At 65.2% G+C, this 20996-nt stretch carries 17 protein-coding genes; 13 read left to right on the forward strand and 4 right to left on the reverse strand.

Annotated elements, in window-relative coordinates; translation table 11 throughout:
* Positions 1-306 precede the first annotated feature (306 nt).
* From JOE69_RS00805 to JOE69_RS00825, 5 genes are read left to right on the forward strand one after another with little or no spacing between them, the layout of a single operon-like run.
* On the forward strand, positions 307-837 hold the full coding sequence (locus tag JOE69_RS00805) for an alternate-type signal peptide domain-containing protein (RefSeq protein ID WP_309795250.1): 531 nt from the start codon (positions 307-309) through the stop codon (positions 835-837).
* 4 nt (positions 838-841) lie between these two features.
* Entirely contained in the window at positions 842-1531 is a 690-nt protein-coding gene (locus tag JOE69_RS00810) for a SipW-dependent-type signal peptide-containing protein (RefSeq protein ID WP_309795251.1), read from the forward strand.
* The gene (locus JOE69_RS00815) at positions 1528-2163 is read left to right on the forward strand and encodes a signal peptidase I (RefSeq protein WP_309795253.1); all 636 of its coding nucleotides are present in this window, start codon (positions 1528-1530) and stop codon (positions 2161-2163) included. Before JOE69_RS00810 ends, JOE69_RS00815 begins: the two co-directional genes overlap by 4 nt.
* The gene (locus tag JOE69_RS00820) at positions 2147-2902 is read left to right on the forward strand and encodes an LPXTG cell wall anchor domain-containing protein (protein ID WP_309795254.1); all 756 of its coding nucleotides are present in this window, start codon (positions 2147-2149) and stop codon (positions 2900-2902) included. Before JOE69_RS00815 ends, JOE69_RS00820 begins: the two co-directional genes overlap by 17 nt.
* Positions 2899-3372 carry a hypothetical protein gene (locus JOE69_RS00825; RefSeq protein ID WP_309795256.1) on the forward strand — a complete coding sequence of 158 codons (474 nt, stop codon included), beginning with the start codon at positions 2899-2901 and terminating at the stop codon, positions 3370-3372. The genes JOE69_RS00820 and JOE69_RS00825 overlap by 4 nt, the downstream gene beginning before the upstream one ends.
* A 61-nt stretch (positions 3373-3433) precedes the next feature.
* Here JOE69_RS00825 and JOE69_RS00830 read toward each other — a convergent pair whose 3' ends face one another.
* Positions 3434-6892, reverse strand: a complete 3459-nt coding sequence (locus JOE69_RS00830; RefSeq protein WP_309795258.1) for a bifunctional proline dehydrogenase/L-glutamate gamma-semialdehyde dehydrogenase — start codon at positions 6890-6892, stop codon at positions 3434-3436.
* Positions 6893-7206: 314 nt separating this feature from the next.
* Between JOE69_RS00830 and leuS the strand changes: the two genes are divergently transcribed.
* The 5 genes from leuS (at position 7207) to holA (ending at position 14551) form a co-directional block, all read left to right on the forward strand.
* Positions 7207-9723, forward strand: coding sequence for a leucine--tRNA ligase (leuS, locus tag JOE69_RS00835; protein ID WP_309795260.1), 2517 nt, complete (start codon positions 7207-7209; stop codon positions 9721-9723).
* 27 nt (positions 9724-9750) lie between these two features.
* On the forward strand, positions 9751-10734 hold the full coding sequence (locus JOE69_RS00840) for a DegV family protein (protein ID WP_309795262.1): 984 nt from the start codon (positions 9751-9753) through the stop codon (positions 10732-10734).
* A gap of 66 nt (positions 10735-10800) precedes the next feature.
* A complete protein-coding gene (locus JOE69_RS00845) occupies positions 10801-11655 on the forward strand; it encodes a helix-hairpin-helix domain-containing protein (protein WP_309795264.1) in 855 nt (284 codons plus the stop codon).
* Positions 11656-11742: 87 nt separating this feature from the next.
* A complete protein-coding gene (locus JOE69_RS00850; RefSeq protein WP_309795266.1) occupies positions 11743-13482 on the forward strand; it encodes a ComEC/Rec2 family competence protein in 1740 nt (579 codons plus the stop codon).
* Positions 13483-13537: 55 nt separating this feature from the next.
* Complete coding sequence (gene holA, locus JOE69_RS00855) at positions 13538-14551, forward strand: DNA polymerase III subunit delta (protein ID WP_309795268.1); 1014 nt, start codon at positions 13538-13540, stop codon at positions 14549-14551.
* Between the two features lie 162 nt (positions 14552-14713).
* Here the strand turns inward: holA and rpsT are convergent, their stop codons facing one another.
* Complete coding sequence (gene rpsT / locus JOE69_RS00860; protein WP_296361927.1) at positions 14714-14980, reverse strand: 30S ribosomal protein S20; 267 nt, start codon at positions 14978-14980, stop codon at positions 14714-14716.
* 340 nt (positions 14981-15320) lie between these two features.
* Between rpsT and lepA the strand changes: the two genes are divergently transcribed.
* Positions 15321-17177 (forward strand): translation elongation factor 4, encoded by a 1857-nt coding sequence (gene lepA / locus JOE69_RS00865; protein ID WP_309795270.1) that lies wholly within the window; start codon positions 15321-15323, stop codon positions 17175-17177.
* Positions 17178-17179: 2 nt separating this feature from the next.
* Positions 17180-18406 carry a radical SAM family heme chaperone HemW gene (gene hemW, locus JOE69_RS00870; RefSeq protein ID WP_309795272.1) on the forward strand — a complete coding sequence of 409 codons (1227 nt, stop codon included), beginning with the start codon at positions 17180-17182 and terminating at the stop codon, positions 18404-18406.
* 19 nt (positions 18407-18425) lie between these two features.
* Here the strand turns inward: hemW and JOE69_RS00875 are convergent, their stop codons facing one another.
* Positions 18426-18824: a DUF4870 domain-containing protein gene (locus JOE69_RS00875; RefSeq protein ID WP_296362108.1), complete on the reverse strand. Its 399-nt coding sequence runs from the start codon at positions 18822-18824 to the stop codon at positions 18426-18428.
* Positions 18825-18913: 89 nt separating this feature from the next.
* Entirely contained in the window at positions 18914-19732 is an 819-nt protein-coding gene (locus JOE69_RS00880; RefSeq protein ID WP_309801071.1) for a DUF3097 domain-containing protein, read from the reverse strand.
* 211 nt (positions 19733-19943) lie between these two features.
* On the opposite strand from JOE69_RS00880, the gene hrcA reads away from it, so the two are divergent.
* Positions 19944-20957, forward strand: a complete 1014-nt coding sequence (gene hrcA / locus JOE69_RS00885; RefSeq protein ID WP_309795274.1) for a heat-inducible transcriptional repressor HrcA — start codon at positions 19944-19946, stop codon at positions 20955-20957.
* Positions 20958-20996: the final 39 nt, after the last annotated feature.

A 20996-nucleotide genomic window follows, 5' to 3' on the forward strand; every position in this document is an offset into this window, starting at 1 on the left:
TGCCGTTAGGTACGCTTTATTCGCCTTCCGACGCGAGCGCGGGTTAGCTGGCAGCCCGATTGCGCGGTCAGCTCGAAAGCCGATCCCTCTTGTCCCAGTTGGTCGGATGCCGTACCGTGCGGTCGGCCGCCGGCGGGACTTTCGGTGCGCTGCACTTCTGGTCCGATTTCCGGGACAGCGCCAAATATGAAAGCCGCCTGTGAATCTGGTCATGAGTTGTGGTTTTTTCATCTGGAAGAATTGTTAGTGGGCCAAATGCGGTCTTGAAAGTTGTCAAAGTCAAAGTTTTTCAATTGGGGGGAAACTATGAACAGAATGTCCAAAGGTGCCGTCGCCGTCGGTGCGGGTGTAGTACTGCTCCTCGGCGGTGGCGGAACCTTCGCATATTGGAATGCCAACGTGGCCAGCACCGGTGGCAGCATCGTTGCCGGAGATCTGGATTTGAAGGCGAACGGAACCGGTACCTGGACCGATCGAAATGGCGCTGCCGTGGACATCACCAGCTACAAGGTGGTCCCGGGCGATTTGCTCACCTACACGCAAAAGCTCGATGTCACCTTGGTCGGCAACAAAATCGCCGCCAACTTGACCGTCGACGCACCGGCTTCCAGTGGCACGTTCACCGCAACGAACATCAAGACCGGCGTGATCACGCTCAAGGACGGCAGCGGCAATGCCGTGACCAACCCGCTGCGCGCTTCGGCGAGCGGGTTGACCGCGAGGACGACTTTCGAGTTCCTGTCCTCCACGGTCAATCGGGACGATGTGAACGCCACCTACGATTTCAGCAAGGTCGCGTTCAAGCTGCAGCAAATTCAGCAGACCGGGCTCCAGTAGCCCGATGCGGGAGCGTAGACGGAACCCACGTCACGCTTCCCGGAAAATCAGCAATCCCAGCCCGCGCCGGCGGAAGCTGCTCAAAGCATGGGGCTGGATCGGCGCCGGCTTGGTGCTGGGCCTGCTCGGCAGCCAAGGCACGTATGCCTTCTGGAACACGTCGGTGACCAGTTCGGGCCAGCAGGTGCAAGCCGCTGATTTCCGGGTCTCCGTGGCCAACAGTGCGGGCAGCAATGTCCAGATGCCGGCCGGCGTGAACCTGAGCCAAGGTGTGCCGGCAACCGGGTTGTTCCCCGGTCAGTCGCAGTTCAACGAAGTGCGATTCGGCAACCAGGGCACGGCCCGTGCGGATGCCGCGGCTGTGCGGTTGAGCATTCCGAGCCGGCCCTTCGCGCGAGACAGCGCGAGCTCGGCGAACCGATCGTTCGCGGGCAGTCTGTCGCTCAGGGTCGCTACCGGGGTGCCAGCGGCGACGTCGTGTTCCGCGGCCGCGGGCTACCAGGATGTCCCGATGAGCGCTGCCGGAAACGACGGCGAAGCTCTCACCGGAGGTCCGGCGGCAGTATTGCCGAAAGACGGCAGCACCAAATGGTGCTTTCAAACCATGTTGTCGGCCAATGCGCCCGACGGCGCACAAGGCCGCGCGGCTGTGATCAGTGTGACGATCGGCGCAGACCAGGTACCGGCGTCGTGAGCGCGGCGCTGAAAGCCCTGTCCCTGGGCGGGCGGCTGGTGTCCTACGCGGCGCTGCTGCTGGCTGTGTTCGCAGCGCTGCTGCTGGTCGCGGTCCCGATGCTGACCGGCTCGCAGACCTACACCGTGCTCACCGGATCGATGCAGCCGAATTATCCTCCGGGCACGCTGGTGGTGATCAAGCCGATTGCCGCTGACCAGCTCGCAGTAGGCGATGTGATCACCTATCAGATAGCACCCGGACAGCCCGAGGTGGTGACGCACCGGATCACCGGCTTGGGCGTCGCGCAGAACGGCGAACGCAGTTTCGCAACCCAAGGGGATGCGAACAACGCGCCCGACGATCGCGCGGTGATGCCGGTGCAGATTCGCGGCAAACTGTTTTATTCGGTGCCGCTTTTGGGCTATCCGGCCAATTGGCTGAACCAGGGCTTCGACCAGGTGGGCGGAAAGGGCCCGGTTATCTTGATCGTGGTCGGCCTGCTGTTCGGCTACGGCTTCTGGATGTTCTTCCGGGCCTGGCGGGAGCGCGGTGAAGCAGCTGCGGCGCGCAAAGCGGATTCGGCGGACAGCCCGGCGAACCTGGAAACGACCACTGAGGCAGAGAGGGCGAGAGATGCGGCAATCAGCTAATCGGGCGGCCCGGCTGCTCGGGGCGCTGCTGCCCGCGGTGCTGCTTGCCTTGTTCTTCGTTCAGGGCGGTGCCGGCAAGGCCGCTGCCGACCGAGTTCCGGAACTGTCCTTGAGCACCGATGGACGGAACTTCGGATCCGGGCTGGGTGGGCCGATCCTGATCGGCATTGAGCGATATGTCCCCGGCGATCGAAACCAACGTACCGTCTGGGTCCGTAACCACAGCGGCGATCCGGCATGGCTGTGGTCCGGCTATTGGACCACCTCCGGCGATCCCGTGCTGCTGCCATTCCTAACCGTCTCGGCGAGCTACGGCAGCGGAACGGCCCCGGCGGAGATCGGCCTGCTGCCTGGTGTCGGCCAATGCCGCACCTTGCTCCCCGCGCAGAAAATCGCCGCCGGGGAAACCGTGCCGATGGTGATCGGCGCAGCGTTCGATCCCGCCGCGCCGAATGAGACCCGGCTGAGCTCGGCCGAGTTCGCGGTGAACATCGGGCTGACCCAGGACATCGGACAGCCAGCAGGGCCCGATGGCTGCACCGGGTCCGGCAACCCGGGCACTGGCGCTGAAAGCGCCCGGGACGCGACCGGCCAACTCCCGGAGACCGGAGCCGGCGGAATGTTCCCCTGGCTGTCCCTGGCCGCGGCGACGATGGTGGCGGGATTCGGTTTCGTCGCGGCGACCCGGAAACGACGGATCCGGGAAACTTTCGATGGCGGGACTGAGGAGCGACGATGACGGCTTTCCGGAACAAACTGACCCGGCGAGGCATCGCGGTGCTCGCCCTGAGCCTGGCCGCGCTGCTGGGATCCTCTGCCTTGGCCGGGTATGCGTATTGGGGACTGCGCAGCAGCTCCACGATTTCGGTCAGTGCCGGTTCGGTGGAGACGCCCGCGGTGAGTTGCACGCAGGTCGGCCGGAACGAAGTGCGGATCAGCTGGTCCGGCAATCCGGGCAATGGCGTGACCGGCTACAGCTTGGTGACTTCGTCGTCGAGCGGTGGTTCGAACACCCGGAACTTCGGGCCGGGGACGACCTCGATCAATGATTCCTTCAGCGGGAGCGGCGGCATCATCATCAGCGGCAGCGCGACCTGGACCTATACAGTCACGGCGGCGTACGGGTCCTGGACCTCCCCGGAAAATTCGACCTCCGCCCGGGGCACCGGGGCCACTTTCCTCCGCTCGGCCACGCTTACCTGCAACTGAAAACCGCCCCGGCCGGCGCGCGTGAAGCGGCTGGCCGAGGCGGTTCCGAGTCCGTCGCGGATCAGAAGACCGTGTGCGAAATATTGTCCGGGTTGCCGAAGCGGTGCGCCGTGATCGACACTGCCTGCTCGTGCAGGAACGGCAGCATTTCGATCCGACCGGCTTCGGTCACCGGTCCGGCATAGACCGCGACGTCGGGGCTGCCTCCGGTGGCTTCCAGCAACGCGGCTTCGGCACTTCGGGTGCGGTCGCCGACCAACCGCACGCGGAGGGTGCCGGCACTGCGCAGCCGCCCGGCCCAGTCGGACTCGGTTTCGATTGTCACCGTGCTGCCCAACTGGATGAGCGCATTGCGTACACCGGGCGTCGGGGCTTCGCCGAGCGAAACCGTCACCGGGGCGCCGGCCCGGTTGCCGGCCGATGCCACCCGGATCAAGTCGCTGGGCCGGTCGCCGTCGAAACGCACTTCGACCGGAACTGGCAGATAGCGGAAGACGTTGCGCTCCACGCCGAGGCCGGAGACGTCTTTTGCCACGCCGAACTCGGCGTCCCAATGCCGCTGGTCATCCGCCACGGCCCGGGTGAGCGAAGCCAAATCGGCATCCGCGAGTTCTGCGGCGACCGCCTTCACCGCCTGCTCGACCGCGGGCCGCGCCTGGGCCGCCGGCAGCTGCTCGGGGAGGGCGGCTGGTTCCCAGCCGCCCAAGTGCAGGAGGTAGTTCGGGCCACCCGCTTTGGCACCGGCGCCGACCGAAGAACGCTTCCAACCGCCGAAGGGCTGGCGCTGCACGATCGCCCCGGTGATCCCGCGGTTGACGTACAAATTGCCGGCCTGGACTTTCGACAGCCAGAGCGAAAGCTCTGCGGCGTCCATGGTGTGCAGGCCAGCGGTCAGTCCATAGGCCGAAGCGTTCTGCAGCTCGATGGCCTCATCCAAAGTCTTGGCGGTCATGATGCCGAGCACCGGCCCGAAGAATTCGGTCAGGTGGTAGTAGCTGTTCGGGCGGACTCCGCTGCGCACTCCGGGGGAGAAGAGCCTGCCTTCCTGATCGAGCTGACGCGGTTCGACGAGCCAGGACTCGCCGTCGCCCAAGGTGGTCAGCGCGCTCTTGAGTTTGCCCGAAGCGGGTTCGATGATCGGGCCCATTTCGGTTTCCGGATCATCCGGGAAGCCGACCTTGAGCGAAGCGGCGGCGTCAATCAGCTGGTTGCGGAAACGTGCCGAATCCGCCACCGAACCGACCAGGATCACCAACGAGGCGGCAGAACACTTCTGCCCGGCGTGACCGAAGGCCGACCGCACCACGTCCTTGGCGGCAATGTCCGGGTCTGCGCTCGGGGTGACGATGATGGCGTTCTTGCCGCTCGTCTCGGCCAGCAGCGGCAGATCCTTGCGCCAGGACCGGAACAGCTTCGCGGTCTCATATGCTCCGGTCAAGATCACCCGGTCCACGGCGGCGTGCGCAATCAGGCTCTGCCCGATCGGGCCTTCTTCGAGGTCCGCGAAGATCAGCACCTCTTTCGGGATTCCGGCGTCCCACAGCGATTGCACCACCTGGGCGGCGCAGCGCTTGGCCTGCGGTGCGGGTTTGACGATGACCGAGCTGCCGGCTGCCAGCGGAGCCAGAATCGAGCCGGCGGTGATCGCGATCGGGAAGTTCCACGGGGGAGTCACCACGGTGAGCTTGGACGGCACGAACCGGGCGCCCTGCACCGCGTCGAGGTTTTCCGCGCCCAGTGCGTAGTAGTTGGCGAAGTCGATCGCCTCGCTGATTTCGACGTCGCCTTCGGCCAGGGTTTTGCCGGTCTCGCTGGCCGCGACTTCGATCAGGGCGCCGCGGTTGGCGGCCAGCTCGACGGCGGCTTTGCGCAGCAGCTGCGCCCGTCCGCTGCCGCCCAGTCCGGCCCAGTCCGGCTGGGCGGCCAAAGCGGTGGAAACCAGAGCTTCGACGGCTTCCGGGCTGGTGTGCGCGGAGCCGGCGACCAGTTCCGAGCCGAGTTCCGAGCCGGGCACCCGCTCCAGGATTTCCCGGCCCCAGGCTCGGATGTTCGGCAGTGCGGAATCCGAGTCATCGGCGTTGCGGAAGAGCCCCGGTGCGGATTGCGGCGCCCGGTCGGTGCGCTGCTGCCGGTTGGGCTGCGGAACCACGGCGTCCAGTGCGGCGAGCGAATCCAGGAAGCGTTGCTTTTCGCGCTCGAACAGCGCCGGATTCGAGGTCAATTCGAAGACCGCGGACATGAAGTTCTCCGGGCTGGCGTTCTCTTCGAGCCGGCGGATCAGGTAGCTGATCGCGACGTCGAACTGCTGCGGCTTGACCACCGGGGTGTAGAGCAGCAGCGAACCGACATCGGCCCGGACCGCCTCGGCTTGGTCCTCGGCCATGCCGAGCAGCATTTCGAATTCGATCCGGTCCGAGACGCCGCGGGCTTCGGCGAGCAGATGCGCGAAGGCGATGTCGAAGAGGTTGTGCCCGGCAACACCGAGCCGGACCGCAGCCGCGTTCTCCGGTTGCAGCGCCCAATCCAGGCAGCGCTTATAATTGGTGTCGGCGGCTTGCTTGGACTCCACGGTGGCCAAGGCCCAGTGGTGCAGCGCCGCGTCGACGCGTTCCATGGCGAGGTTCGCGCCCTTGACCAGGCGCACCTTGATGCTCGCACCGCCGTCGGCCTGGCGTTGTTGCGTCCAAGCGGTCAGATCCTGCAGCGCGCCCAAGGCGTCCGGCAAATAGGCCTGCAGCACGATGCCGGCTTCGAAGTTCTTCAGCTCGGGCCGGTCCAGAATCCGCTTGAACACTGCGACCGTGAGGTCCAGGTCGTGGTATTCCTCCATGTCCAAGTTGATGAACTTCGGGCCGCCCGCTGCGGCTGCGGCGCTCGCGTAGAGCGGAACCAATCGGTCGGTGATCTTCTGCACCGACTCTTCGAAAGCCCACATGTTCAACTGCGAAACCACCGAGGAGACCTTGATCGAAACATAATCCACATCGGGGCGTTCCAGCAGTTCCTTGGTGCCGGCCAACCGGGCATCGGCTTCCTTGTCGCCCAGCACGGCTTCGCCGAGCAAGTTGATGTTGAGCCGAGTATGGTCGTGTTTCAGCTTGGCGATCGAAGCGCCGAGCTGTTGCGGGCGGGCGTCCACGATCAGGTGGGCGACCATCTGACGCAGAATCGCGCGGGCGACCGGTACCACGACGGCGGGCAGGGCCGGGGCGAGAACCCCGCCGATCCGGACGCCTGCCTTCATGTACCAAGGCAGGAAGGTCGGTGCCTCTTTGGCCAGCAACGCCAGATTGCGGGCCGCGACGCCCAAGTCTTCGGGACGCACCACGCGGTCGACGAAGCCGATGGTGAAGTCCAGACCGCGTTGGTCTTTGAGCACTTCAGCCAGCAGCGCTGCTGATTGGGAACCCTTTTTGGCCCCTTCGGACGGCGGCGTGGCCAACCATTTCCGAACCAAGGCAACCGATTCATCGGCCAATTGGGTAGGGCGGGGATTTGCGGGGGCAAACGTTTGAGTCATGTCTACGTTGACCTATCGATGACGGGCCACAACCGGGATTTGAGGTAGACGGGTGGCCGATCAGCCGCGGGAGCACTCCTCCTCGGCATGGGCGCGCAGGCACCCAGGTAAAGAATAGCCCCGGCTGTGCGCCTGCGCGAAAGCAATGCGCTAAAGTTGCTTCATGCATACGTTCCTGTTGCTTAGCTAGCCGTCCGGCCAGCGCCGCGATCTCGGCGCCGTCGAACGGCATTCCCCTTGCTCTGGCCTCATCTCAGGCGTAGTCGAGGGGTTTTTCTTTGTCACCAGCAGGAATTGGACGGAAGGCAACACTCATGAGTCAGAACACCAGCCAAACCGAGGCTGATGTCCAGGACGGCAACAGCTACGACATCGCCTCGATCGAAGCGAAATGGCTGCCCCGCTGGGATGAAGCCGAGATCTTCGCGCCGAGCGATGACGGCAGCAAGGAACGGCGTTACGTCTGCGACATGTTCCCTTACCCATCGGGCGATCTGCACATGGGACACGCCGAAGCCTTCGCGCTGGGCGATGTGGTGGCACGCTATTTGAAGCTGAAAGGCTTCGATGTGCTGCACCCGGTCGGCTGGGATTCGTTCGGCCTGCCGGCGGAGAATGCCGCGATCAAACGCAATGCGCATCCTGCCGAGTGGACCTATGCCAACATCGACACCCAAGCGGCGTCCTTCAGACGCTATGCGACCAGCGTGGATTGGTCCCGCCGGCTGCAGACCTCCGATCCGGAGTACTACCGGTGGACCCAGTGGCTGTTCCTGCGCTTCTACGAACGCGGATTGGCCTACCGGAAGAACTCGCCGGTCAATTGGTGCCCCAAAGACCAGACCGTGCTGGCGAACGAACAGGTGATCAACGGCGCTTGCGAACGCTGTGGCACACCGGTCACCAAGAAGAACCTCAACCAGTGGTATTTCAAGATCACCGACTATGCGGACCGGCTGCTCGACGACATGGCCGAGCTGGAAGGCCACTGGCCCGAGCGGGTCCTGGCGATGCAGCGCAACTGGATTGGCCGTTCGCAGGGCGCGCATGTCGACTTCGCGATCGACGGGATGACCGATCCGGAAACCGGAGAGGCCAAGAAGGTCACGGTTTTCACGACCCGGCCGGACACGTTGTTCGGAGCCACGTTCTTCGTGGTCGCGGCCGATGCCGCACTGTCCAGCGAACTGGTCGATCCGGAGCACCGGGCCGCATTGGCGGCGTACCAGGAGCAGGTCAAGAAGCTCTCCGACATCGAGCGGCAAGCCACCGATCGGGAAAAGACCGGGGTCTTTTTGGGCCGCTACGCGGTAAATCCGATCAATGGCCAGTTGCTGCCGGTTTGGGCCGCCGACTACGTCCTGGCCGACTACGGCACCGGCGCGATCATGGCAGTTCCGGCGCACGACCAACGGGACTTGGACTTCGCCCGCGCCTTCGGCCTGCCGGTGACGGTCGTGGTGCAGACCGGTGCCGAGGATCCCGCCGAAACCGGGATCGCCGCCGTCGGCGATGGCTTGCTGGTGAACTCCGGGCCGCTTGACGGATTGCCGAAAGCCGAGGCGATTCCCGCTGCGATCGAGCTGGTGGCGGCAGCCGGTACCGGCGAAGCGACGACGAACTTCCGGTTGCGGGATTGGCTGTTGAGCCGCCAGCGGTTCTGGGGTGCGCCGATTCCGATCATCCATTGCGCCGAATGCGGCGAGGTGCCGGTTCCGGACGATCAACTGCCGGTGAAACTGCCGGAGGATCTGCGTGGCGAGCAATTGGCGCCGAAGGGGACGTCTCCCTTGGCATCGGTCGCGGACTGGGTCAACGTGGCCTGCCCGGCGTGCGGCGGCACCGCCACCCGGGACACCGATACGATGGACACTTTTGTCGATTCGTCCTGGTATTACCTGCGTTATACCTCGCCGGGATACACCGAGGGTCCCTTCGACCCGGCTGCGGCCGACCGCTGGATGGGGGTCGACCAATACGTCGGCGGGGTGGAGCACGCGATTCTGCATCTGCTCTACAGCCGGTTCTTCGTCAAGGTGCTCAACGACATGGGGCTGCTGAAGGCCAACGAGCCGTTCAAAGCCTTGTTGAACCAAGGCCAGGTGCTCAATGGCGGCAAAGCCATGAGCAAGTCGCTGGGCAACGGCGTGGATCTGTCCGAACAGCTCTCGCAGTTCGGCGTGGACGCGGTCCGACTGACCATGATCTTCGCTTCGCCGCCGGAAGACGACGTGGATTGGGCCGATGTTTCGCCGGCCGGTTCGGCGAAGTTCCTGGCCCGGGCCTGGCGGCTGGCGCAGGACGTCGATTCGGCTCCCGGCACCGATCCGGCGGCTGGCGACCCGGCATTGCGCGCGATCACGCACCGAACGGTCGCCGAGGCCGGTGCCCTGATGGACGCGCACAAATTCAACGTGGTCGTGGCGAAACTCATGGAACTGGTCAATGCCTCGCGCAAGGCGATCGACTCGGGTCCCGGGGCGCAGGACCCGGCAGTGCGCGAGGCCGCTGCGGCGGTTGCGGTGCTGCTGAGCTTGTTCGCACCGTACACCGCGGAAGACATGTGGGAGCGGCTGGGCGGAACCGGCTTCGTGGCACAGGCGAGTTGGCCGGCGGTCGAGGAAAGCCTGCTGGTTCAATCCACGGTGACCGCCGTGGTGCAGATCCAGGGCAAAGTGCGGGATCGGCTCGAAGTGCCGGCAGAGGTGACCGAAGACGAACTGCGCCAGCTGGCCCTGGCCTCGGCCAACGTGCAACGGGCGCTCGACGGCCGGGACATCCGCACGGTCATCGTGCGCGCGCCGAAACTGGTGAATATTGTCCCGGCTTAGCCGGAAGCCGGTGAGCCGGGGATCGCGGTGAGCGACGCTTCCTCCGCCTTCGGCTGGCTGCGCAAGCGGCTCGCCGAACTGCGCGGTGCCGGCGCCCGGGACGAGCCACTGCTTCCCCGGGTCGCCGTGGTCACCGATTCGGCGGCCGCGCTGCCGGAGGAGGTGCAACAGGCTTTCGCCGCGGGAGCCCTGACCGTGGTCCCGATGCCGGTGATGGTCGACGGCGAAATCTTCAGCGAAGGCGATGCCGAGCTCGGCGAACGGCTGAGCCTGGCCCTGGCTGCCGGGAAACCGGTGAAGACCTCCAGGCCTTCACCGGGGCAATTCGAGCAGGTGTACCAGTCGTTGGCCGACCAGGGGTTCGACGCCGTGGTCTCCGTGCACATTTCGGCTGAGCTTTCCGGCACCGTCGACGCCGCTCGACTGGCGGCCCGGCGGGTCGCGATCCCGGTCGAAGTCCTGGACTCCCGCACCGTGGCCATGGCCATGGGTTTCGGCGTCCGGGCCGCTTTGGTGGCTGCTGCGGCCGGCGGCGGCAGCGCTGCGGTGGCGGAGACTGCGCGGCAGGCACTGGCCGGCAGCAAGGTGTTTTTCTACGTCCCGTCCTTGGAACAGCTGCGCCGGGGCGGCCGGATCGGGAATGCGGCGTCATGGCTCGGCACGGTGTTGGCGATCAAGCCGTTGCTCAGCGTTGCCGACGGCCGGGTGGTGCCGCTGGAACGAGTCCGCTCCGCCAGCCGGGCGATCGCCCGGGTGGAAGAACTGGCGCGGGAAGAACTCGGCTTGCGGACCAGGCCGACCAGCGTGGCGGTCCATGATTTCGGCAATCGGGAGCAGGCACTTGAACTGCTCGCCAAGATCGAGGACTCGGCGGCGCCGACGGAAATCTTCATCAGTGATCTGCCGTCGGTACTGGCGGCCCACGTGGGACTCGGCGTTTTGGCAGTGGTGATCAGCGACCTGAATGGGCCACTGGATCCGGACATCGGTCCTCCACAGCCAAGCGAATAACTCAGTTTCCACACATGCCCGGCTCCTAGCGTGCGGGACGCAGGGTAGGCCGACTAGGGTCGTCGCATGGCTCGGCGGATCAAGAACCTCGCAACGGCTGCCCGGATGGCAGAGCTTTTCCCGGTGCCCGGAGACCCGTCGGCGCCGAGCCCGGAGCCGGCGGTGGCCGCGCAAACCGACACCGAAGCGGCGGTGGGCTACCGGGAGCGGTACGAATTCCCGGAACCGGCAGGCCCCGAGCTGAAACGGCAGGCGTTGCGGCTGCGGGTGACCTGGGCGGCGACCGCCTCGGTCATCGTGCTGGCCCTGGTGATCGGCGCCGGCGTCCTCTGGCTGGGAGCCGGGACCGGATTCGGGTCGGCGGCCCCGAGCGTGGTCGAGCAGCCGGTTCCGGCGGTGGCGATTCCTGCCCAGGGCCGTAACCGAACCACTCCGGGCTCCGAGACCGGCCAGGTCGGCTCCGGCCAGGACGCCGGGAATCTCCTGATCGTGCACATCGCGGGTTCGGTGGCCAAACCGGGCATCGTCCGGATGGCACCCGGGAGCAGGTTGTTCGAAGCCCTGGAAGCCGCGGGCGGGGCGCTTCCGGACGCGGCTTTGGTGACCGTCAATCTGGCCGCTGAACTGCAAGACGGTATGCAGGTCCTGGTGCCGAGTGCCGCCGAGGCGGCGGCGAACCCGCAGGCCGCCGTCCCCTCATCACCAGGTGGTGCGGCGCTGGGCCGCCCCGGCCCGGTCAACCTCAACCGGGCGAGCATCGAGGAACTCCTGGCGTTGCCCCGGATCGGACCGGTGACCGCGCAACGGATCCTCGAATGGCGTGCCGCCAACGGGCGGTTCCGGTCGGTCGACGATTTGGCTGCCGTCGACGGCATCGGGATGAAGACCTTGGAATTATTGCGGTCCCTGCTGGTGGTCTGAATGCCGGTGGCCGCGGTCCGTCGGTTGCCGAGGCAGCTTCGCGCGCGGGGTGAACGGCTGTTGGCTGATCGGCGCCGCTCCGCAAGCGTGGCCGTTCAGCATTCGCCGCGTTGGACGGATCTGCGATTGCTGCCGGTCACTGCAATGGTCTGGCTGACGAGTTGGTTCGGGATCCGGTTGAACGCCACGTTGGCGGTCGTTTCGGGTTTGCTCATGCTGGGATTGGCCTCCGGCGTGGTGCTCTGGCATTTCGGTTTCGCCGTCCGTGCTGCTGGAATCCGGATCGCTGCCGGAATCCGGATCGCTGAGCGACGTCGGCCGAAGGTGACCGCGGCCGTCGTACTCAGCCTGAGCCTGGGCGGCATCGCGATGCTGTCCGGGTACGGGCAGGCTGCGCAACGGGAGGCGGACCCGTTGCACCGGATTGCCGAGCAACGGATGTTGCTTCCGGTCATTGTGGAATTCCTGGAAAGCCCGCGCAACTCCGGTGTGCCCGGCAAGGTCTCGGTCCTGGGCCGGGTGTCGCAGGCCGGATTGATGGGCCAGGAAGTCGCCGGCGGCCTCAGGGTCGAGATCAGTGCCGGCTCCGAGTGGTCCGGTTTCCGGCGCGGTGACGTAGTGCGCACCGTGGGCGCGTTCAGGCTGAGCGAGTCCGGCGAGGCCGTGACGGCCAGAATGTCCGTACGGGGTCCGGCGCAGCGGATCGCCGAGCCTCCGCTGGCCACTGCCTGGCAGTCCGAGCTGCGGGAGCGGTTTTCCGACGCCTCCCAGTCGGTCTGGGGCGAGTGGCTGCCGGATGCGGCGGCACTGCTGCCGGGGATCGTGTTCGGCGACCGGAGCCGGCAAAGCGCCGATCTGCTCGACGCCATGAAGACCACCGGGCTCACTCATCTGACTGCGGTCAGCGGTACGAATTGCAGTATCGTGCTGGTCGGATTGCTGCTATTCGCCCGGAGCTGCCGGTTGCCGAGATTCTGGAGCGCGGGTCTGGCCGCCGTGGGGCTGTTCGGCTTCGTGAGCTTGGTCGGCCCGGATCCGAGCGTGCTGCGCGCGGCGAGCATGGGATCCCTGGGTGTGCTGGCCCTGCTCTGCGGACGCGCCGGTCAGGCGGGCCCGCTGTTGTGCGCGGCGGGCACAGCGCTGCTCCTGATCGACCCCTGGCTCTCCGGAAGCTTCGGATTCGTCCTGTCGGTGCTGGCTACCGCCGGATTGATCGCGCTCGGGCCGCCCTTGCGGCTCTGGCTGGGTCGATGGCTGCCGGACTGGTTCGCGGTTCTGCTTTCGATCCCGTTGGCAGCCCAATTGGCGGTGGCCCCGGTGATCGTGCTGCTGCAACCGGCGCTGGCCAGCTATGCGGTGCCCGCGAACCTGTTCGCCGGGCCGGTGGTGGCCTGGAGCACAGTGCTCGGAATGCTGGGCTTGCTGCTGCTCGCCTTGGCGCCGTGGGCGGCCGCTGGACTGATCGGGCTTGCCGGACTGGGCGCCGCGTGGATTGCGCTGGTTGCCCGCTTCTTCCAGGGGATTCCGGGGGCAGCCCTGCCGTGGTGGGAAGGCTGGCCCGGTGTCTTGGCGATGGCGGCGCTGTCCGGCAGCATCCTGGTGCTGCTTGCGGTCTTCGGCGGCACTCCGGCGTTCCGGCAACGGCTTTCGGCCGGTGCCGCCCGGCTGTCCGACGCCGGACTGCTGCCTGACGTCGTCCTGCTACGCAAGGGGATCGTCTGGTTTCGCAGGTCGCTGGGTTGGACGCTGGCGGCTGCGGGGGCGATGTTCCTGGGCGGATCGGCGGCCGCCTTGGTGCTCGGCTCGCTGATTCCGCTGCCGCCATGAGACCACCGGAAGCTGCCGGATTTTCAATGTCGGTGCAGCATGGCAAGCTTGAGCTGTGCCAGCATCGAAAAGCAGCAGTGCCAAGCCAGCCGCCAACACGGTGAGTTGGCGGGCCATCCCAGCAGCTCCGATCATTTTGATCCAGGGGCCGGAAGAGTACATCGCGTACCGGGCACTGGATGCGGTGCGCGCTGCGGCCCGAGCGCAGCACCCGGATCTGGAACTGACCCGGATCGATGCTTCGAGTTACGCCGTCGGAGCCCTGGCCATGGCCACCAGCCCCTCACTGTTCGGCGAGCCGAAGCTTTTGGAAATCAGCTCCTTGGCGAGCATGAGCGACGCCTTCTTGACGGACATGCTGGAATATCTCGCGGCACCGGAAGCCGATTGCACGTTGGCCTTGCACCACGGCGGAGGGGTTCGCGGCAAAAAGCTGCTGGACGCGCTCAAGGCGGCTGGTTTTCCGGTGGTGGAATGCCAACCGCTGAAGAAAGACGCTGAAAAGGCAGATTTCGTGGTCGCCGAGTTCCGGGCTGCCGGGAAACGGATCGATCAAGAAGCAGTGCGTGCCCTGGTAGCTGCTCTGGGCTCGCAGCTTTCCGAGCTCGCCGCGGCCTGCAGCCAGTTGATCGCCGATGTGGAAGGCCCGGTCAGTGCCGATCTGGTCGACAAATATTACGGTGGCCGGGTCGAGGCGACGGCATTCAAAGTCGCAGACGCCGCGGTAGCCGGAAACGGCGCCGTCGCGTTGTCCAGTCTGCGTCACGCATTGGCTACCGGCGTCGATCCGGTTCCACTGGTAGCTGCCTTGGCGATGAAGGTCCGCGGGGTGGCCAAAGTGCACGGCGTGCGCGGCAGCTCGGCGGGACTGGCCAAAGAATTGGGGATGGCACCCTGGCAAGTCGACCAGGCGCGCCGGGAGGCGGAGCGGTGGAGCGGCGAGGGCTTGGCCGAAGCGGTGCGGGCTTTGGCGCTTGCCGACGCCCAGGTCAAAGGGGCCGGCCGGGATCCGGTGTACGCGGTGGAACGCGCCGTCACGATCATCGCAACTGCGGCGCGCGGTCGCTGAGCGGTCGCTGATCAGTTCAGCTGGCTCCGGCCCGGCGTTCGGTACGGGAGTGGCCGGAAGGCTGCCCCGCCGGTCGGCGGTCTGCGAATTCCGGGTTAAACAAATTCCGGAGTTAAACACTAGTGGCCGGCCCTGAAGGACCGGCCACTAGGGAAAACGCAATTAGCCGTTCAGGCCGCTGACCTTCTTGGCGATGGCCGACTTGCGGTTGGCAGCCTGGTTGCTGTGGATAACACCCTTGCTGACCGCTTTGTCCAGCTTGCGGCTGGCGTGTGCCAGTGCGGTGCCAGCGGTTTCCTTATCACCGGCGTCGATGGCCTGGTTGACGGCGCGAACGGCCGTCTTCAGCTCCGACTTGACCGCGTTGTTGCGCTGACGCGCCTTCTCGTTGGTGAGAATGCGCTTCTTCTGGGACTTGATATTAGCCACGTAGTTAACTCTCTGTGTAAAGCGGAATTGGTCTAGAGGGCGTTGGCCCAGCCATTGACAGAGTGGGGAAACTCGATTTCGGTGAACGTCCGGCTGGCCCGTCGTGCCCGCCGACCTGCGCGGACACACAGCAATAAACTTTAGCAGAAATTCAGGCAAAGGGCTGAATGGTCGGCCAGCGCCGAGGAGAAATCCCGGCGACGGGTGTCCGGACGGTAAGCCATCGGGCACCCGCGCGAGCCGGATGCGCGCACAATGCCCGGAACATGGGAGAATTGAATTTGCCTCGAAATGCGCGCACCCGCGCGAGGTATGTCCGTCAACAGTGAGGAACCATCCAGTGTCACCCATGGCCCGCACCGCGCCGGTGCCCGCCGCGACCGATCCGGCGATCATCAGGAACTTCTGCATCATCGCCCACATCGACCACGGGAAGTCCACCTTGGCGGACCGGATGCTGCAGTTGACCGGCGTCGTCGAGCAGCGCGACATGAAGGCGCAGTATCTGGACCGGATGGATATCGAACGGGAACGCGGCATCACGATCAAGTCGCAGGCGGTCCGGATTCCCTGGGAGGTCGACGGCGAGGCCTTCTGCCTCAACATGATCGACACTCCCGGCCACGTGGATTTCACCTATGAGGTCTCCCGCTCGCTGGCCGCCTGCGAAGGCGCGATCCTGCTCGTGGACGCGGCACAGGGCATCGAAGCGCAGACTTTGGCGAACCTCTACCTCGCGATGGAAAACAATCTGACCATCATCCCGGTACTGAACAAAATCGATCTGCCCGCAGCGCAGCCGGAGAAATACGCGGCAGAACTCGCCGGCTTGATCGGCGGCGACCCGGAGGACGTGCTGTTGGTGTCCGGCAAGACCGGAGTCGGTGTGGAGGCGCTGCTGGACAAGATCGTCCGCGATTTGCCTGCTCCGGTCGGCGACCCCGATGCGCCAGCGCGCGCGATGATCTTCGACTCGGTCTACGACACCTACCGCGGCGTGGTGACCTACGTCCGCGTCGTGGACGGCAACCTGAGTCCGCGGGAGCGGATCCAGATGATGTCCACCCGGGCCAGCCACGAACTGCTGGAAATCGGCGTCAGTTCACCGGAACCTACGCCGTCGAAAGGCCTGGGCGTCGGCGAGGTGGGCTATTTGATCACCGGCGTGAAGGACGTGCGGCAGTCGAAAGTCGGCGATACCGTCACCAATCTGGCCAAGCCGGCAGCCGAATCGCTGGGCGGGTACCAAGATCCCAAACCGATGGTGTTTTCCGGCCTCTATCCGATGGACGGCACCGATTATCCGATCCTGCGGGACGCTTTGGACAAGCTCAAGCTCAACGACGCCGCCTTGATCTACGAACCGGAGACGTCGGCGGCACTGGGCTTCGGCTTCCGGGTCGGCTTCCTGGGTCTGCTGCACCTGGAGATCGTCCGGGAACGCTTGGAACGCGAATTCAACCTGGACCTGATTTCCACCGCGCCCAACGTGGTTTACGAAGTCACGCTCGAAGACAAAAAAGTGGTCACCGTGACAAATCCGAGCGAGTTCCCGGTCGGCAAGATCGCCGAAGTCCGGGAACCGATGGTGTCCGCGACGATTTTGGCGCCGAACGAATTCGTCGGTGCGATCATGGAACTGTGCCAGAGCCGGCGGGGCATCATGGGCGGCATGGATTACCTGTCCGAGGATCGGGTGGAGATCCGCTACCGGCTGCCGCTCGCGGAGATCGTTTTCGACTTCTTCGACATCCTCAAATCGAAGACCCGCGGTTACGGGTCTCTGGATTGGAAGGCCGACGGCGAACAGGTCGCCGACCTGGTCAAAGTGGACATCCTGCTGCAAGGCGAGCAAGTTGATGCGTTCAGTGCGATCACGCATCGGGACAAGGCCTACCCGTACGGCGTGATGATGACCGGCAAGCTGCGCGAACTGATTCCGCGGCAACAGTTCGAGGTGCCGATCCAGGCCGCGATCGGTGCCCGGATCATCGCCCGGGAAAGCATCAGAGCGATCCGCAAAGACGTGCTGGCGAAATGCTACGGCGGTGACATCACGCGTAAACGCAAGCTGCTGGAAAAGCAGAAAGAAGGCAAGAAGCGGATGAAGATGGTGGGCCGCGTCGAAGTCCCGCAGGAAGCGTTCATCGCCGCGCTGTCCTCGGATGAGCACGTCAAGGACAAAGCGAAGAAATAGCCATGCCCAGTACTCTGCCGGAAGGCGAAAAGGCCCCGGCCGACGGCGTGCTCCCGGCCCAGGCGGCCGCGGGTGCCGCCGAGCGCGGATTCGGCCTGTATGCGCACATTCCGTTTTGTGCGGTGCGCTGCGGGTATTGCGACTTCAACACCTATACCGCGAAGGAACTCGGCGGCGGGGCTTCGCAGGCAGCTTACGCCGGCACCGCGGTCGCGGAGGTCGAATTCGCTGCTGCGGCGTTGCGCGCTTCCGGCGTTCCGGAGCGGAAACTGCAGACCGTGTTCTTCGGCGGTGGAACCCCGACATTGCTGCCGGCCGCAGACTTGGCGGCGATGCTCAAAGCCGCGGTCGCGCACTGGGGAATCGCCGAGGGCGCCGAGGTCACCACCGAGGCGAACCCGGATTCGGTGACGCCCGAATCGCTGCAGGAATTGGCCGCTGCCGGATTCACCAGGGTTTCCTTCGGCATGCAATCCGCGGTTCCGCACGTGCTCCGGGTGCTCGACCGCACGCATCAACCGGAGCGGGTGCCGCAGGCCGTCGCCTGGGCCCGGGCAGCGGGCCTGCAGGTGAGTTTGGACTTGATCTACGGAACACCGGGGGAGTCGGCAGCGGACTGGCAGGTCTCGCTGGAAACCGCCTTGGCCTGTGAACCCGATCATGTCTCCGCCTACGCCTTGATCATCGAATCCGGGACCAAGCTGGCTGCCCAGATCCGCCGCGGCGAGGTCCCCGGAATCGATGATGACGACCATGCCGAGAAGTACGCAACAGCCGATCGGCTTCTGGGCGAAGCCGGCTTCACATGGTACGAAGTGAGCAACTGGGCGCGGACTCCGGCCGACGAATGCCGGCACAATCTCGCCTATTGGCGCGGCGACGACTGGTGGGGGATCGGGCCTGGTGCGCATTCCCACGTAGGCGGGGTGCGCTGGTGGAACGTCAAACACCCGATCGCCTATGCGCAGCGGCTCCGCGATGGCTTGTCGCCGGCCGCCGGGCGGGAAATCCTCGACGCCTCGACCCGGGAGTTGGAACGGGTGATGCTCGCGGCGCGACTGGCCGTGGGGATCCCGATCGCTTCCTTGGCAGACGGCGGCAAACGCGCGGTAGCCGGATTGATCGCCCGGGAATTGATACAACCGGCGGCCGCCTTCGCAGGGCAACTCGCATTGACGCTCAAAGGCCGGCTGCTTGCCGACGCGGTGGTCCGCGAATTGCTTCCCTGAACCGGATCGGCTGGTTGGCTCAGTGGATGAGCCGGAGATTCACCGGATAGCGGTATGGGTTTCCGCGATTCACATGGATTGCTGCAATCACCGAGAATACCGTCAGGAAAACCCAGATGAGCACGGCGAGAATCGCGAAGACCGAGCCGGCAACCGGAATTAGCAAGGCCAGGATATTCGCCAATGCGGCGAGAATCGTCGGCGGCAAGGTGAAATTGAGTGCTTCTTTGGATTCCTGCGCGGTGAATGGTCCGCGGTCCCGGAAAATGAGATAGATCACCAATGACGGAATGAACCCGAGAATGCCTCCGCAATGCGCCAGAAACGCGAATTGCCGGTCTTCGCTCGCCGTCAGCGGCAGGGCATCGGGGGAAACTGCCTGAAACTGCTGGGTCCGGCGCTCCTGGTGCCTCGGCACACCTTGGTCATCTCTGCCCGGAAAAGTCACGATCCCCGTCCTCGTTCATGCGCTGCCGAAACCTGCCGATCAACGTCCTGTTGTCCATCTCAGGATACGTCAGTGGTGAGGAAATCTATGACTTCCTCGACTCGGGCGAGCAAAGAAGGTTCCAAATCCGCGTAATTGTCGACCTGCCGAAGAATTCGTTGCCAGCCCAGGGCGATATCTTTGGGGCTTGAGCTGGGCCAGCCGAATGCCTGGAGAATGCCGACTTTCCATTCCACCGAGCGCGGGATGCTGGGCCAGGCCGGGATGCCCAGCGACTGCGGTTTGATCGCCTGCCAGACGTCGACGTAGGGGTGGCCGACAATCAGCACATTGCCTGCGGCTCCGGGCAGCTTGAGCGCCTGATCCGCGATCCGGGATTCCTTCGAGCCGCTGACCAGGTGGTCGACCAGAATGCCCAACCGGCGCTGGGGCCCGGGATTGAATTCCCGGATTGCTCCGGCCAAGTCGTCGATGCCGCCCAAGGGTTCGACGACGATCCCTTCCACCCGCAAATCGTCGCCCCAGACTTTCTCGACCAATTCGGCGTCGTGCTTCCCCTCCACCCAGATCCGGCTGGCCCGGGCGATCCGGGCCCGCTGCCCGGCTACCTTCACCGAGCCGGAGGCGGTGCGTTGGGTGGTCGGGACGGCGGCCGTGACGGCCGGCACCACTTCGACCGGTGCGCCGTCGAGCAGGAAGCCGAAGCCCAATTGAAAGGATTTGGTTTTGCCCCGCCGATCTTCCAAAACCATGATGTGCATGCCGCCGGACTTCTCGGTCCGGACGATGGCGCCGACCCATCCGGAACCGACGTCCTCGAGGACCAACCCTGGGGCGGCCGGCACCTTGGGCAGCGTTCGGCGGGCCTGCTTGGTCATCTCCTGGGGACCCCAGTTGCCGTAATCATAGGAAGAATTCACCAGATCAGTCTGCCGCACTGCGGCACGCCGGCGCTGCGGACACGCTTGGACTCAGCCTGGCCGCGAAAGTATTAGACTTAGCAGTTGGACAGGGTGAGTGCTAATCGCCGGCCCGGTCCGCTGTGGAACCATGCAGCCGCCGGATGAGCAGAGTCGAGGAGGTGCCCGGATGAGCGATCTGCGAAAGCTCGAGGTCTTGCGGGCGATCGTCGAGGATTACGTCCATTCCAGGGAGCCTGTCGGCTCGAAAGCCTTGGTGGACCGGCACCACTTGGGTGTCTCCAGCGCCACGATCCGGAACGACATGGCGGCGCTGGAAGAAGACGGCTTGATCACCGCGCCGCACACGTCGGCGGGGCGTATCCCGACGGACAAGGGCTACCGGATCTTCGTGGACCTGATCACCGAGGTGAAACCGCTTTCCAGTGCCGAAAAGCGCGCGATCCAGACCGTGCTTTCCGGTTCGACCGACCTCGACGATGTCCTGGAGCGGACGGTGCGCACCCTGGCCCAGCTGACCAACCAGGTGGCCGTGGTGCAGTACCCGACCTCGTCGAGCGCCACGGTGCGGCACGTCGAGTTCGTCTCGCTGTCTCCGCACCAAGTGCTGATCGTGCTGATCCTGGACAACGGCAAGGTCGAACAGAGCGTGTTCGACGTCGGGCAGCAGCTCAGCAGCGAGGAACTTGCTTCCTTGCGCAACCGCTTCCTGCCCTTGCTCAGCGGAGTTCCGGCCCAGCAGATTTCGCTGGTCCTGGAAGCTGCGGTCGCCCTGGTCCCGCTCGGCCTGCGCAAAGCGGCCCAGGTTCTCTCGAACAGCCTGGTGGCACTGTCCCAAGCCGCCCGAGAGGAGCGCTTCATGGTCGCCGGGACGGCGAACCTGGCGCGCTCGAACGTCGACTTCCCGCTGAGCATCGGTCCGGTCCTGGACGCTTTGGAAGAGCAAGTGGTGATGCTCCGGCTGCTTTCCGAGATGGCCCAGGACGCCCGTGGTGTGGCGGTCAGCATCGGCCGGGAGAATCCGCATGATTCGCTGGCCGAGGCCTCAGTCGTGGCGACCAGCTACGGCCCGGACTCAAGCGCGAAAATCGGCGTACTGGGACCGATCCGCATGGACTATCCGAACACCATGTCCTCGGTGCGAGCCGTGGCCCGATATCTGTCCCGCATCCTTGCCGGCTGACGTGGACCTGAACCGCAGAAACAGAAAGAGAACGAGCAA

Origin of the sequence: Arthrobacter russicus (assembly GCF_031454135.1) — a bacterium.
In the GTDB taxonomy this organism is placed as follows: Bacteria; Actinomycetota; Actinomycetes; order Actinomycetales; family Micrococcaceae; genus Renibacterium; species Renibacterium russicum.

Bases quoted from the DNA above. Each gene is read 5' to 3' on its own strand.
- JOE69_RS00805 (WP_309795250.1), top strand. From the start codon at position 307: ATGAACAGAATGTCCAAAGGTGCCGTCGCCGTCGGTGCGGGTGTAGTA.
- JOE69_RS00810 (WP_309795251.1), top strand. From the start codon at position 842: ATGCGGGAGCGTAGACGGAACCCACGTCACGCTTCCCGGAAAATCAGC.
- JOE69_RS00820 (WP_309795254.1), top strand. From the start codon at position 2,147: ATGCGGCAATCAGCTAATCGGGCGGCCCGGCTGCTCGGGGCGCTGCTG.
- JOE69_RS00825 (WP_309795256.1), top strand. From the start codon at position 2,899: ATGACGGCTTTCCGGAACAAACTGACCCGGCGAGGCATCGCGGTGCTC.
- JOE69_RS00830 (WP_309795258.1), bottom strand. From the start codon at position 6,892: ATGACTCAAACGTTTGCCCCCGCAAATCCCCGCCCTACCCAATTGGCC.
- leuS (WP_309795260.1), top strand. From the start codon at position 7,207: ATGAGTCAGAACACCAGCCAAACCGAGGCTGATGTCCAGGACGGCAAC.
- JOE69_RS00845 (WP_309795264.1), top strand. From the start codon at position 10,801: ATGGCTCGGCGGATCAAGAACCTCGCAACGGCTGCCCGGATGGCAGAG.
- hemW (WP_309795272.1), top strand. From the start codon at position 17,180: ATGCCCAGTACTCTGCCGGAAGGCGAAAAGGCCCCGGCCGACGGCGTG.
- JOE69_RS00880 (WP_309801071.1), bottom strand. From the start codon at position 19,732: ATGACCAAGCAGGCCCGCCGAACGCTGCCCAAGGTGCCGGCCGCCCCA.
- hrcA (WP_309795274.1), top strand. From the start codon at position 19,944: ATGAGCGATCTGCGAAAGCTCGAGGTCTTGCGGGCGATCGTCGAGGAT.